General features: G+C 74.7%; 10 protein-coding genes and 1 pseudogene. 3 read left to right on the forward strand and 8 right to left on the reverse strand.

The window, feature by feature from the left end:
• Positions 1 to 231: 231 nt before the first annotated feature.
• From ACOBQU_RS08920 to ACOBQU_RS08935, 4 genes are all read right to left on the reverse strand, one after another.
• Entirely contained in the window at positions 232 to 1,584 is a 1,353-nt protein-coding gene (locus tag ACOBQU_RS08920; protein ID WP_423625585.1) for a protein kinase domain-containing protein, read from the reverse strand.
• On the reverse strand, positions 1,581 to 2,624 hold the full coding sequence (locus ACOBQU_RS08925; protein ID WP_423625587.1) for a protein phosphatase 2C domain-containing protein: 1,044 nt from the start codon (positions 2,622 to 2,624) through the stop codon (positions 1,581 to 1,583). Before ACOBQU_RS08925 ends, ACOBQU_RS08920 begins: the two co-directional genes overlap by 4 nt.
• Entirely contained in the window at positions 2,621 to 3,277 is a 657-nt protein-coding gene (locus tag ACOBQU_RS08930; protein ID WP_423634352.1) for a vWA domain-containing protein, read from the reverse strand. Before ACOBQU_RS08930 ends, ACOBQU_RS08925 begins: the two co-directional genes overlap by 4 nt.
• Positions 3,278 to 3,448: 171 nt before the next feature.
• On the reverse strand, positions 3,449 to 5,848 hold the full coding sequence (locus ACOBQU_RS08935; RefSeq protein WP_423625589.1) for a GTPase-associated protein 1-related protein: 2,400 nt from the start codon (positions 5,846 to 5,848) through the stop codon (positions 3,449 to 3,451).
• Positions 5,849 to 6,036: 188 nt separating this feature from the next.
• On the opposite strand from ACOBQU_RS08935, the pseudogene ACOBQU_RS08940 reads away from it, so the two are divergent.
• The 3 genes and pseudogenes from ACOBQU_RS08940 (at position 6,037) to ACOBQU_RS08950 (ending at position 9,492) form a co-directional block, all read left to right on the forward strand.
• Positions 6,037 to 6,850: pseudogene (locus ACOBQU_RS08940) on the forward strand (alpha/beta fold hydrolase).
• Positions 6,847 to 8,118: a cytochrome P450 gene (locus ACOBQU_RS08945; protein ID WP_423625591.1), complete on the forward strand. Its 1,272-nt coding sequence runs from the start codon at positions 6,847 to 6,849 to the stop codon at positions 8,116 to 8,118. Before ACOBQU_RS08940 ends, ACOBQU_RS08945 begins: the two are co-directional and overlap by 4 nt.
• 93 nt (positions 8,119 to 8,211) lie before the next feature.
• Entirely contained in the window at positions 8,212 to 9,492 is a 1,281-nt protein-coding gene (locus tag ACOBQU_RS08950) for a DUF1266 domain-containing protein (protein WP_423625593.1), read from the forward strand.
• A 13-nt stretch (positions 9,493 to 9,505) separates the two neighbouring features.
• Here ACOBQU_RS08950 and msrB read toward each other — a convergent pair whose 3' ends face one another.
• The 4 genes from msrB to ACOBQU_RS08970 form a co-directional block, all read right to left on the reverse strand.
• Positions 9,506 to 9,913, reverse strand: a complete 408-nt coding sequence (gene msrB / locus ACOBQU_RS08955; RefSeq protein ID WP_423625595.1) for a peptide-methionine (R)-S-oxide reductase MsrB — start codon at positions 9,911 to 9,913, stop codon at positions 9,506 to 9,508.
• Between the two features lie 13 nt (positions 9,914 to 9,926).
• Complete coding sequence (gene murC, locus ACOBQU_RS08960; RefSeq protein WP_423625596.1) at positions 9,927 to 11,300, reverse strand: UDP-N-acetylmuramate--L-alanine ligase; 1,374 nt, start codon at positions 11,298 to 11,300, stop codon at positions 9,927 to 9,929.
• A gap of 416 nt (positions 11,301 to 11,716) precedes the next feature.
• Positions 11,717 to 12,172, reverse strand: coding sequence for an indole-3-glycerol phosphate synthase (locus ACOBQU_RS08965; RefSeq protein ID WP_423634354.1), 456 nt, complete (start codon positions 12,170 to 12,172; stop codon positions 11,717 to 11,719).
• A gap of 150 nt (positions 12,173 to 12,322) precedes the next feature.
• Positions 12,323 to 13,141, reverse strand: coding sequence for a pyrimidine reductase family protein (locus ACOBQU_RS08970; protein ID WP_423625598.1), 819 nt, complete (start codon positions 13,139 to 13,141; stop codon positions 12,323 to 12,325).
• Positions 13,142 to 13,144: the final 3 nt, after the last annotated feature.

The following is a 13,144-nucleotide window of genomic DNA, read 5'->3' on the forward strand; positions in this document are numbered from 1 at the left end:
GGGCCGTCGTGGCTGGGCGCGCCCACGTGGCGCAGCCGCCTAAGTACACGCCTAAGGACGTGCCCCTTACTGCCGCCTGGCGGGCGCGGGGCCGTCGTGGCTGGGCGCGCAGTTCCCCGCGCCCCTTCGGGGCGCCCCCGCCGCCGTCGTGGCTGGGCGCGCCCACGCGGCGCAGCCGCCCATCGACACAGCCCCGCGCCCCTTCGGGGCGCCCCGGGGTGCCGCGCCCCGTCAGTCCTTCACCTCCGCCTCCACCCCGCCGCCGAACTCCAGCAGCAGCCCCGTCTGGAGGGCGACGGTCCGGCCGGGCTCCACGTCGAGGACCGTGCCGTCCAGCTTGCGGGCGGTCCACGCGCGGTTGGTGCGGTTCGTCAGGCCGAACCGCCCGCGCTGCTTGGGGTGTTCGGTGACCTCTCCGACGACGGCGCGGAAGTCGTGCCGCTCCGGGTCGCCGTCGAGGTGGTGGGCGTACAGGCGGGCGCTCGGGTCGAGCCGGATGCCGCGGCGGGTGCGCAGCGTCGTACCCGTGGCGGTCACCAGCTCCAGGCGGGGCGGCAGTTGGAGCGGGGTGCGGCACTTCCAGCAGTTGGGCGGGGCGCCGTCCGGCTGGGTGAGGTTCTGCTTGCCGCAGCCGCGGCACTGGGTGATGGCGTCCAGGACCTGGCTGAGGGCGTCCCGCCACTGCGTCTCGCGCACCCGCCGCGCCGGGCTGCGCAGCCCCTCGGTGAACGTCTGGATGAACAGGTCGCGCAGGATCTGCGGCAGGGCCGCCCAGGTGGCGATGACGGTGGGCTGCTCGCCGGTGACGGGCCGGTTGCGGGTGTCGTTCGGGTCGTACACGAACACCGGGTCGGTGCCGTAGAGCTTGCGCTTGGCGGCCTCGCCCATGCAGTGGATGCGCATGGCGAGCGCGCCGTTGAAGGGGTGGTCGTTCATCAGGAGCAGGAAGAGCAGGACGGCGAGGGAGTGCAGGTCGGTCTGGGTGCCGGGCTGGGCGCCCTTGTCGCCGCGGACCAGCTCCGGCGCCATGAAGTCCATGGTGCCCGCGACCCCGGCCAGCTCCCCCTCGACGACCGCGTTGTCGTTGTCGCAGACCAGGACGTCGCCGGTGCGGGGGTCGAAGAAGATGTTGCCCCAGTTGATGTCGCGGTAGGCGATGCCCTTGGAGTGCAGCGCGCGGTAGGCCTCCACGGTGTGCAGGGCGACCGTCACCAGGGTGCGCATGGTGGCGTCCTTGACGGACGGGTCGCGCCGGAACAGCGCGGGCAGGTCCTGGAAGCGCGCCGGGCGCACGTCCATCAGATAGCCGAAGCCGGGCTCCTGGCCGTCGGGGTCCATCACGATGGACTGCGGCCACAGGAACCGGTCGTCGTGCCAGCCCTTCTCGATGAGCCCTTCGAGGATGTGCCGCTGCCGGGCGTCGGCCAGCTGCGGGTAGTACCACTTGACGGCGCGGTCGCCGCGGGCCGTCGTGACGCGGTACACCTCGCCCTGGCCGCCCGAGCCGAACAGCTCCTCGACCGTGACGCGTTCGGCGTCCTCGGTCACCAGCTTCTTGCCCCGGGCGAGCATGCCGTTGCTCATCCTGCCGTCCCCGTCTCTCGCTCGCGTGTGTCTTCTGCCGTGTTCGAGGGGCCCCTGTTCACGGGACCCGCGTCCGTGCCGTTGCCACCCCTGGCGCCCGTGTCCGTGGCGTCCGTGTCCCTGGCGCCCACGCCCATGGCGTCGGTGCGGCTCGCCGCCCGCGGCGTGGTGCCGCCCGGCGCGCGGGCGAACGCGCCGACGAGCGTCGTGTCGTCGCCCGAGTACTTCGCCGCCCGCGCCAGCCAGTCGCCGAGCTGCCCCTGCACCGCGGCCACGCCCTGCTCGGCGGCCCGCTCGCGCACCCCGGTGGCGAAGTCCAGGAAGCCCTGGTGGTCGGCGAAGCTCTTCGACAGGCCGTCGGTGGAGAGCAGCACCGCGGGCGGCGGTCCGCCGGTGATGGGCTGCCAGTACGTACGGGTCTTGCGCCACGGCTCGGGCTCGCACAGCGAGTCCGTCTCGTCGCCCATGTCGGGCCCGGTGGACAGCGGTGTGTGCGGCTGCCCGCCCGCGTCGACGAGGACGATGTCACCGTCGCCCAACTGCCAGCACAGCAGGGTGTGTTCGGTGAGGACGGCGCCGAGCAGCGTGCTGCCGTAGGCGGCCAGGTCCGGGGTGCCGCGGCCGGTGACGCGCTCCCTGGCCCGGGCCCGCTGGGCGGGCGAGGCGCCGTGCGCGGGCGCGCTGGCGTCATGCAGCAGGGCCCGCCGGTGCCAGCGGTGGCCGACGGCCTGCGGCAGCAGCCGCGCCTCGGCCCTGAGGCCCGGCCAGCTCGCGGCGTCCGCGCCGACCCGCACCGCCTCGTGCGCGAAGACCTCCGCGCACGCCGTGAACTCCTCGACGGCCCAGCGGGCGCCCAGGTCGCTGCGGAAGTGCGCGGCGGAGCCGTGCCCGTCGGCGACCGTGAGGACGACGGCACGGCCGTCCGCGGTGGCCTTGGCGGCGTACCGGTCCTGGCTGTACTTCTTGCCCACCCCCTGGACGGCGCCCGTGAGCAGCGCCCAGCGCTCCCCGGGGGCCGCCGTGTCCCGCGCGCCGGTCACCAGATGTCGGCTTCGTCGCCCTTGGTGAGCTGCGGGGTGACGGGCGTGGCGGGCCCCCCGTCCTCGACCTTGGGAGTCGACGCGTCCTTCACGACCGCCGTGGACATCCAGCGGATGGCGGCGGCCAGCTGGCGCGGGTTGCGGGCCTGGAGCGGCTCCAGCTCGGGGTTGGCCAGGAACTCCTTGAGCATGCTCTTGTCCGCGTCGTCGCCGATGGCGACGGCGACGCGCACGGCCCGCTTGCCCCAGGGGGTGCTGTCGATGGCGCGCAGGCCCGCCCGCCAGTCGTCGGTGGGCTGCCCGTCCGAGGCGAGCGCGAGCACCGGCGGCAGCGCGCGCTGCGGCATCGGCGGCGTCTGGAGCGCGGCGGCGGCCAGCTTGAAGGCGGCGCCCATGTCCGTGCCGCCGTAGGTGTGCACGTCCTCCCAGGAGAAGGTGTCCACGGGCGTGGGCTCGCCGACGTGCCAACTGGCGCCGCTGGCGAAGGAGATGGCCCGCACCAGCAGGGACGCCGCCGGGTTGGAGTTGGCGGCCTGCTGCATCTCGGGGATGGCCTCGCGGATGGCGAAGTTCAGCTCGCCGATCTTGCCGTTGACGCTCATGGAGCCCGAGCAGTCGAGCATCCAGATGAAGTGCACGGGGCGGCTGGCCATGGAGCCGCCCGGGAAGTTGTCGATGATCTCTGTGGTGTCACTGCTGTTGCTCACGCTGGTCCTCTCCAGGTGGATCAGTCGGTACGTGGGGGGTGATCGCCCCGGTGAAGCGGTGCGCCGCCGGGGGCCGGTGCGCCGTCGGAAACCTGTACGTCGTCGGGAAGCCGCGCACTACCCTTCACGCAATCCATGGCGCCAGTCGTTCCACTTCTGTACGTCGCCGACGTTGTGGCCCCGCGCCACGGCGGTGGTGGCGTCGTCGAGCTGCTGCGGGCTCAGGCCGAGGACGACGGGCGCGAGGATCTCGCGGAGCAGTTCCTCGCTGACGCGCCGCCAGTGGTGGCTGACGTCGCCGGACCGCCGGGGCCGCCACAGGTAGTAGTAGGCGCCGATCTCCTCGGGACGCAGCGGGAGTTCGCGGGCCAGCTCGTCCCTCTTGCTCTCGCTGAGCATGCACGCCCGGTAGGGGTCGAGGAGTTCGCGGCCCGCGGAGCGCATGACGGGGAACGCCGTGTGGCGCAGGGTCTGGGCGTCGCTGCGGGCCAGGGCGAGGGCCAGGAACTGGTTCACTCCGCTCCACACCTGTACGGGGACGGGGTGGGCGGCCTCGCGCAGCGCCTGGAAGCGGCCGATCCCCCTGGCGAGCGGGACGCGGCGTTCGGCCATGTCGTCGGCCAGCACGAGGAGTTCGGCGATGGCCCGCTCCCGCGGGCCCAGCTTTCGCACGCGCAGCAGTTCGTGGGCGAAGGAGACGAGTTCCTTGTCGACCCGGTCGGGCGCCGTGAGCAGCCCCGTCATCCGTGCGCCGAAGTCCGCGTCGACGAGCAGCCGCATGGTGCAGGCGCGGGCGACCCGGGGCAGGTCGACGGGGCCGGGTCCGCGGCCGCCCCAGACGAACCACCACACCTGGGACAGCGTGGCCGGGTCGGTCACGCGGCGCCCCGGCAGCTCCTCGGTGATCCTGGAGAACAGCGCGTAGCCGGTCGCCCCGCCGGGGCCGCCCCAGCGGACGGCCGCGTCGGCGAGGCGCAGCGGCAGGGGCGAGCGGGCGTCGAGGTTGCGGCGCAGCCAGTCGCCCTGCGGTGAGGCGGCCAGCTCCTTGAGCTGGTCGAGCCGCTTCGCGCTGAGCTTGGCGCACAGCTGCTTGAGGACGCGGCGGGTGAACCGCTCCTGCCCGACCTGTTCCAGGACGGCCACGGCCTGGCCGCAGCCGGTGCCCGTCGGGTCGCGCAGATAGGCGGCGAGCCGCACGGCGGCGACGCTGACGCAGTCCTCGCCGTCGGCACCGGCGTCCAGAGCGCGCCGCAGCGGCTCACCCCAGGTGGCCAGGGGCGCGCTCAGGGCGCGGCACAGCTCGTCGACGGCGTCCCCGCCGAACTCCCCGCGCAGCGCCCGCCGCCCGTCGTCACCGAGGGGCAACTCGGCGAAGGCCGCGCGGAGTTGGTGCGCGCGGTCGTCGGGGTGCACGGCGGCGAGCCGGTGCCGGGCCACGGCGAGCGCGAGGGGTTGCGCGGCGGTGGGGGCGTGGACGTGCAGGTCGCGGCAGACGGCGGTGAGGGTGCCGGGGTCGGCGGTGCCGTCGTCGAGCGCGGCGACGAGGGCGTCGACGGCCGCGCGCAGCTGCGGGCCGTCGGGCCCGTCCTGGCGGGCCAGGTGGGCGAGGTCGGCGCCGGTGAGCAGTCCGGCGCGCAGCAGGCGCGGCACCAGGGGACCGAGCGCGAAGGGCTCCTCGGCGGCGTCCCGCGCCGGGCGCGGCGGCTTCCCCGCGACCCACAGCCGTGCCGTCCAGGCCGCCCAGGTGTCGGCGAGCGGCGGGCTGCCGTGCCCGTCGAGGCCGTCGTGGACGCGGTAGAGGTGGTCGAGCACGGTGGGGTCGAAGCGGTCGAAGTCGGCGTCGGGTCCGATGCCGACGATGTGCTGCGGGGCCCGGCCGGGGTCGGCGGCGCGGAGGGTGAACGTCAGGTACGGCACGTACGCGGCGGGCAGCGAGGCGCAGGCGAGGGCGATCCACTGGGCGACGGTGTCCTGGCTCTCCTCGGCGATGACGAGCTGCCGTCCGGCCGGGTCGGCGAACAGGCGGCGCACGTCGGCGAGGAACGGGGCCACGCGCGGCTCGTGGGCGCGGGCGAACGCGGCGAGCGCGGCGGGTCCGTACCAGTCCTCGGGCTCCGCGGGTTCTCCGTCCGCGCGACGGCGGGCGGGCGGGCCGTCCGGCTCCCACTGGGTGATCGGCCAGTCCTCGGCGAACCGGCCCGTGTCGGGGCCGCTGACGTGCAGGGCCTCGACGGCGCGGCCCGCCCGCGCGGTGGCGCACAGCAGGCCGCCGCCGTCGGGGAGCCTGCTGAAGCTGATGCCGCCGCCGTCGCCGCCGGGCCCGTACTCGGCGCCGACGGCCAGCGCGACCCACTCCTGGCGGTCCAGGGCCTGCCGGGGGTCGCCGGGCGGGGCGGCGGGCTCGGGCGCCGGGTCGGGGGCGGGCGCGGACCCCTCAGGCGGAGGGACGGGTATCAGCCGGACGGCTCCGGTGACCGGCTCCTCGTCGAGTCGGTAGGTCAGACGGCGGATGGCCATGCCACATTGTGACCATCGGCACCGGCCGCCCGCAGCCGGTCGGACAAGTTCCCCCGGCCGATTCCCGCTCTTGCGCGCACCACTGAACTCCCCGCACCCGAAAGGGAGTTCGACGCTGGTCACGTGCGCCCCGTGCCACCCCGTACGCGCCCTTGCGCACCCCCGCCACGAAAGTCATCGTGACCGTCGTGACCTCCTTCACCCTTCCGCACACCCTGGTGGGCGACGGCCCGCACCCCGTGATCGCCGTGCACGGCTGGTTCGGCGACCGGGCGGCGTTCGCGCCGCTGCTCGCGGACCTCGACCGGGGCGCGTTCCAGTACGCGGTGGTGGACCTGCGCGGCTACGGCGAGGCCAGGGACACCGTCGGCGCGTACACCACGGCGGAGGGCGCCGCGGACGTCCTGGACCTCGCGGACCGGCTCGGCTGGGAGCGGTTCTCGCTGATCGGGCACTCCATGGGCGGCACCGTGGCGCAGCGCGTCGTGGCCGCCGCGCCGCGGCGGGTGCGCAGGCTCGTGGGGATCTCGCCGGTGCCCGCGTCCGGGCTGCCGCTGCCGCCCGAGCAGTGGGAGCTGTTCGCGGCGGCCGCGCACGAGCCGGGCAACCGCCGCGCCATCATCGACGTCACGTCCGGCGGCGCCCGCCCCGCCGCCTGGCTGGACCGCATGGTGGCCAGGTCCCTGGACCGCAGCGACCCCAAGGCGTTCCGCGCCTGGCTCGACTCCTGGGCGGTCGAGGACTTCCACGACCAGGTCCAGGGCGCCGAGGTCCCCGCCCTGGCCGTGGTCGGCGCGCTGGACCCCGCTCTGCCCGCCGACCTGATGCACCGGACCTGGCTGTCCTGGTTCCCCGGGGGAACTCGTCGAACTCCCGGCCGCGGGCCACTACGCCATGGACGAGACCCCGCTCGCCCTGATCCGGGTGGTGGAGGACTTCCTCCGGGCGGACGACGACACACCGGAGACGGTCACCACGGGAACGGGTGGCTCCGCCGCGTGACGGCTCCCGTCCCCGACGTCTTCGACCCCCGCCGCTACGCCCTCCGTGTCCCGTACGACCGCTACCGCGTCCTGCGCGACCACCACCCCGTGGCCTGGCAGGACGAGGCCGCCGTGCTGGGCTGGCCCGCCGGTCCGGGCTTCTGGGCGGTCACGCGGCACGCGGACGTGGTGGCCGTCCTGAAGGACTCGGCGACGTATTCCTCGTACCTCGGCGCGACGCAGATCCGTGACCCCGACCCCGAAGACCTGCCGTTCATCCGGCGCATGATGCTCAATCAGGACCTGGGCGGCGAGGCGGGCGGCGGGGGCCACGGCAGGCTGCGGCGCCTGGTCAGCCGGGCGTTCACGCCGCGCCGCGTGGCGCGCTTCGCGGACGTGGCGCGGCGGCGCGCCCGCGGCCTGCTCACCCGCGCCGTGGCGCGGGCCCGCGCCGAGGACGGCGTCTGCGACCTCGTCACGGCGGTCACCGACGACTACGCGCTGCTCAACCTCGCCGACCTGCTCGGCGTGCCGCAGAGCGACCGGGGCCTGCTGCTGCGCTGGACCCAGCGGGTGATCGGCTACCAGGACCCGGACGAGGCGGGCGCGCCGGTCACGGGCCCGGACGGGCGGCCGGTCAACCCGCGCTCGCCCGCGCTGCTGGGCGACATGTTCGCGTACGCCGCCGACCTGGCCGCGCACAAGCGCCGCCACCCCGGTGACGACGTCCTCACCGCCCTCGCGACGACGCCCGAACTGGCCGCAGGGGAGCTGGAGATGTTCTTCTTCCTGCTGACGGTCGCGGGCAACGACACGGTGCGCAGCGCGGTGCCGGGCGGGCTGCTCGCGCTGGCCGGGCACCCGGGCGAGCAGCGCCGTCTGCGCACCGGCGCCGCGCCCGTGCCGGGCGCCGTCGAGGAGTTGCTGCGCTGGCACCCGCCCGTCCTGTCCTTCCGGCGCACGGCCGCCCGCGACACCGAGCTGGCCGGGCGCCGCGTCCGCCGCGGTGACAAGGTGGTCGTCTTCCACGGCGCGGCCAACCGGGACGAGCGGGTCTTCGCCGAGCCCGACCGGCTGGACCTGACGCGCGCGCCGAACCCGCACGTGTCGTTCGGCGACGGCCCGCACGTCTGCCTCGGCGCCCACTTCGCCCGGCTCCAACTGACCGTTTTCCTGGAGGAGTTGGTGGCCGTGGTGCCGGTGCTGCGCCCGGCCGGGCCGCCGCGCCGCCTGGTCTCGCACTTCGTCAACGGCCTGAAGTCGCTGCCGTTGCGGATCACCGACTGACCGGCAGCCGCGGCCCCCGCCGTCGGCCGCCCGCCCCCCGTCGGGAAAGATCATCCCGACAGTCCTCCCGCACACGGAAGCGAGCACCGGGGCATGTACGCGGCCACCGACGACGACCACGCCACCGAAGACGAGTACCACGACGAGGTGTTCCCGGTGGTCCCGGCGCCGCCCGACGGCGCCGTGTGGCAGGCCCCGGCCGACTTCGAGGAGCTGCTGTACGAGCTGACGCGCGCCGACGACGGCTACGCGTACCTGCGCGCCCTGGCCGTCGAGGGCGTCTACCGGCCGGTGCCGCTCACCGACTTCGCCGCCCGGCCGGAGGCGCCCCCGCTGTTCAGCGTCGCCGTGCCCGACGGCCGCCGCGTCGCGCAGGTCTACACGGCGGGCTTCCTGCCGCGCCCGCACCCCGACGTGGTCTACGAGTACGTCACCCTCGGCACCCTGGCCGCCGCCTGGCCGGACGACGTCGACGTCCTGGTGGTCAACGCCCGGACCCCGTGCGAGCGGTACTTCCTCACCACCGACGAGGAGCGGCGGGTCTGGGCCGACCTGCACGAGGAGCACCACCGCCCGGACCGGCTCGCCGACCGGATCGAGACCCGCCGCACCGGCGCGCCGACGTCACCGCGGCTGCTGCGCGGCCTGGCCTGCGGCGCCCACCTGTGCTTCGCCAACGGCGACCCCTGGAACACCCTGGACTGGCACGGCGCGGGCTACGGCAACGAGGTGGCCCGGCTTGAGGAGTGGTGGGGCGTCAGGGACCGCACGGAGTGGCGCGACGTCCAGGAGAAGCTGCTGGACCGTCAGGTCAGCCCCTGGTACTGGGACTTCGTCCTCGGCGCCCGCGCCGCGCCGACCGCCGAGCGGGGCGCGCTGGTGGACCCGGAGCGGTGGCGGGAGCGCGTGGAGGCGACGCTGCGCCGCCGCGCGGCGTCGGCGGGCGGCCCCGGCACCCCGCACCTGCCGGGCGAGGACCCCGAGCTGGACCAGTTCGTGGCGGCCCTGCGCGGCCTGGTCGGGAAGGTGCTGCGCTACGAGGCGCGGTTCCGCGCGGACGGCCTGCTGCCCGCCGACGGGTACGTCCGCACGGTCGCCGCCTGGGACGTCGGCCGGGCCGCCAAGATGGCCCGCTGGGGCCGCGGCGCCCGCTACGCCACGCACGCCGAGCTGACCGCCGCCCTGGAGCGCGCCGCCGACGAGGCGCGGGCGGCGTACGCCTCCTGGGAGGAGTTCTCGGCGGGCTATGTGCTGGGCCGCTGCCTGCACTTCGACGAGGAGGAGTTCGGCCCTTGGTACACCACGGTCCTGCGCGCCCACCGCGCCCTGACGACGGACCCGGACAGCCCGTGGCTGACGGTGCCGCTCCACTGACGTCCCGGCGGGGTCAGTCCTCGGCGGGCGTCAGGCGCAGCGCGATGGAGTTGATGCAGTAGCGCTGGTCCGTGGGGGTGGGGTAGCCCTCTCCCTCGAAGACGTGCCCGAGGTGGGAGCCGCAGCGGGCGCAGCGGACCTCCGTGCGGACCATCCCGTGCGAGGTGTCCGTGAGCAGCTCCACGGCGTCGCTGTCCTTGGGGTCGTAGAAGCTCGGCCAGCCGCAGTGGGACTCGAACTTCTCCGTGGACGTGAACAGCTCCGCGCCGCACGCCCGGCAGGAGTAGACGCCCTTGGTCTTGGTGTCCGTGTACTCGCCCCGGAAGGCGGGCTCCGTGCCCGCCTGGCGCAGCACCGCGTACTCGGCCGGGGTCAGCTCCGCGCGCCACTGCTCATCGGACTTCTCTACCTCGTACGACATGGCCGGGGCTCCCTCACTTCGACAGGTGGTCCAGGACGCGCGGGCCGAGGTCGGTGACGTCGCCCGCTCCCATGGTGAGAACGAGATCGCCGGGCCGGGCCATTCCCGCGATCTCGGCGGGCGCGGCGTCCTTGTCGTGGACGGCCCGCACGTCGGCGCCCGCCGCGCGGGCGGCGTCGACGATGAGCGCGCTGGTCACGCCGGGGATGGGGTCCTCGCGCGCCGGGTAGATGTCGAGGACGACGGAGGCGTCGGCGAGCGCCAGGGCCTGGCCCATCTCCGTGCCCAGCTCCTGGGTGCGGGAGAACAGGTGCGGCTGGAAGAGCACGAGGAGGCGGGCGTCCGCCGCCGCGCCGCGCATGGCCTCCAGGTCGGCGGTCATCTCCGTGGGGTGGTGCGCGTAGGAGTCGACGACCTGGACGCCGCCCGCCTCGCCCTTGAGCTGGAGGCGGCGCTTGACGCCGGTGTACGACGCCAGGGCCGGGGCCAGCTCGGCGGCGGGGATGCCGAGGGCGGCGCCCGCGGCGAGCGCGGCGACCGCGTTGTGGGCGTAGTGGCGGCCGGGCACGGACACCGCGAACGTCAGCTCGGTGCCGTCGAGGACGGCGGTGACCTCGCTCTTCAGGCCGTTCGGCGTCACGTCCGTGATGCGCACGTCGGCGTCGGCGGACTCGCCGTACGTGATGACGCGCGGGCCCGAGGGCCGCGCGGCCAGGCGGCGGGTCAGCTCCCGCGCGCCCTCGTGGTCCGCGGCGATCACCAGGGTGCCGCCGGGCACGATCCGGTCGGCGAACGTCTCGAAGGACTCGTAGATCTCGTCCATGGACGCGTAGTTGGCGTGGTGGTCCAGCTCCACGTTGAGGACGATGGCGACCTCGGGCGCGTACTTGTGGAAGCTGCGGTCGCTTTCATCCGCCTCGGCGACGAAGATCTCGCCGGTGCCGTGGTCGGCGTTGGAGCCGGGGGCGTCCAGATCGCCGCCGATGGCGTACGACGGGTGCAGGCCGAGGGACGACAGGCTGACCGCCAGCATGGACGTGGTCGTCGTCTTGCCGTGCGTACCGGCGACGGCGATGGGGCGCAGGCCGTCCATCAGCGCGGCCAGCGCGTCCGAGCGGTGCACCACCGGGATGCCCAGCTCCGTGGCGCGGGCCAGCTCCGGGTTGTCCGCGCGGATCGCCGAGGACACCACGACGCAGCTCGCGTCGTCCGCCAGGTGCTCCGCCGCGTGCCCGATGTGGACCGTGGCGCCCTGCGCGCGCAGGGCGTCGGCCGTCGCCGAGTCCTTCGCGTCGCTGCCCGCGACCTTGGCGCCGCGCTGGGCCAGGATCTTCGCGATGCCCGACATTCCGGCGCCGCCGATGCCGATGAAGTGCGGTCGGGTCATGGCGGGGGAAGGCCGACGGTCATTTCTCTCCCGAGGGATCAGCAGGGCGGTACCTCCCCCACCCTATCCTTGGCGTGGTCGCCCCCAGCAGCGATGCCACCCGGCGCCCGCCACGGCCCCCCCCTTCGGCGCTCCGCGCCTCGCCCTCACACGCCGGGCGGGCTGGGTCCTGCCCCCTGCGGGTGTGTGGTCCGCTGCCTCGTCCGTCGTGGTGCTCCGCCGCTTCGCGGCGGATTTTTTCCCCGCCCACCCGCCCCCTCCAGGGGCGGGCCGCGAAGCGGCGATACGGGGTCCGGGGCGGAGCCCCGAGAAAAGGGCGGGCGGGTGGGGAGAACAAGCCCGTCCGGCGTTTGAGGACAAGGCCGGAGGCCGGGGAGAGGGGGGTCTGGGGGCGGAGCCCCCAGTGGGGGAAGAGGTCAGGCTTCGCTGTGGGAGAAGAGTTTGAGGACCGGGACGCCCACCTTGTGGCGGGCCCGGGACGCCCAGTCCCGGTGGAAGAACTCCTCCACGTAGTGGGGGTCGGTCAGCACGATGACCTCATCGGCCCCGGCCGCGTCCACCAGCTCCCGCAGGGCATCGAGCGGATGATCCTCGATCAGCCGCCCCTCGGCCGCACTCCCCGCGGCGCGCAACGCGGCGAGGGACACCTGAAGCGCCTGCTCACCCGGCCCCACGGCCTCGTCCCCCTCCGGCACCCGCCCCTCCCGCACCGCGTCGTCGAGCTCGCCGAGCGCGACGTCGTCGATGGCCCGCAGCAGGCGGTCCGCCTGGTCCCCGCGGGGCTGAAGGAGCACGTGGAAGGTGACCGGCTCGTCGCCGTGCAAGGTGGTGACGAACTCCACGTCGGCGGACGTCAGGGCCTTCTCGATCATCAGTACGCTTGTGAACACGACAGGCGCCCTTCTCCTCCGTGGGCCGTCACTGGGCCCCTGCGGAAACCATCCTGCCCCGTGCCGACACGGGGGCTGCGACCTTTAGTGTGCCCCGCGAAAGCGAAACGGAACGGCAGATTCCGCTGATTCTCAGGACCGACGGTATCGGGTGAACAGGAACCCGGCCTCCTCCAGTACGGACGTCAGTGCGAACCGCTCGGGCACCGCGACCCCGGGCCCGTCCGCGATCCGCTGCGCCGCCCCCGCCACGAGCATCGGGGACACCGTCAGGCACAGCTCGTCGAGCGCGTCCGCGGCGATGAACTGACCGAGCATCCGGGGCCCGCCCTCGGTGAGCAGCCGGGTCAGGCCCCGCTCGCCCAGCTCCCGTACGACCCGCGCGGGCTCCACCACGGCGCCGTCACCGGCGATCACGACCTCCGCGCCCGCCTTGCGCGCGGCCTCCATCCGGTCGGCGGGCGCCGCCGCGCCGGTCACCAGGAGCGTCGGCGTCAACGGCGCGGTGAACAGCGGAAGGGTGAAGTCCAGGTCGAGGCTCGCGCTGACCACGGCCACGGCGGGCGCCGGGGTCTGCCCCGCAGCGGCCCGCCGCGCGGCGAAGGCCTCCCGCGCCTTTGCGGGCCGATAGCCCTCCTGGCGTACCGTCTGGGCGCCGACGACGACCACGTCCGCGAGCCCCCGCAGGGTGCCGAAGACGCGCATGTCGGTGGGGTGGGAGATGGGCTGGGAGCGGCCGTCGTGCTGGGCCGCGCCGTCCAGGGTGGAGACCATGTTGCCGCGCAGCCACACCCCGGCGTCGGCCGGATAGGCGTAGGCCTCGGCCAGCTCGTCCAGGGACCACTCGCGGTCCGCGGCGAGGGCCTGAGCGGCCGCGGAACCGGCAACGGAACCGGCGACGGAACCGGCGGAATCGGATGTGTGGTCGATCACAGGGAACAGGCGTCGCATGGT

The sequence above is a fragment of the Streptomyces sp. G45 genome, assembly GCF_049542095.1.
Classification (GTDB): domain Bacteria; phylum Actinomycetota; class Actinomycetes; order Streptomycetales; family Streptomycetaceae; genus Streptomyces.

What these genes read in the sequence shown, in the direction of transcription:
- ACOBQU_RS08965 (WP_423634354.1), bottom strand. Translation starts at nt 12,172, where the DNA reads ATGATCGAGAAGGCCCTGACGTCCGCCGACGTGGAGTTCGTCACCACC.
- msrB (WP_423625595.1), bottom strand. Translation starts at nt 9,913, where the DNA reads ATGTCGTACGAGGTAGAGAAGTCCGATGAGCAGTGGCGCGCGGAGCTG.
- murC (WP_423625596.1), bottom strand. Translation starts at nt 11,300, where the DNA reads ATGACCCGACCGCACTTCATCGGCATCGGCGGCGCCGGAATGTCGGGC.
- ACOBQU_RS08920 (WP_423625585.1), bottom strand. Translation starts at nt 1,584, where the DNA reads ATGAGCAACGGCATGCTCGCCCGGGGCAAGAAGCTGGTGACCGAGGAC.
- ACOBQU_RS08950 (WP_423625593.1), top strand. Translation starts at nt 8,212, where the DNA reads ATGTACGCGGCCACCGACGACGACCACGCCACCGAAGACGAGTACCAC.
- ACOBQU_RS08930 (WP_423634352.1), bottom strand. Translation starts at nt 3,277, where the DNA reads ATGGCCAGCCGCCCCGTGCACTTCATCTGGATGCTCGACTGCTCGGGC.
- ACOBQU_RS08970 (WP_423625598.1), bottom strand. Translation starts at nt 13,141, where the DNA reads ATGCGACGCCTGTTCCCTGTGATCGACCACACATCCGATTCCGCCGGT.
- ACOBQU_RS08935 (WP_423625589.1), bottom strand. Translation starts at nt 5,848, where the DNA reads ATGGCCATCCGCCGTCTGACCTACCGACTCGACGAGGAGCCGGTCACC.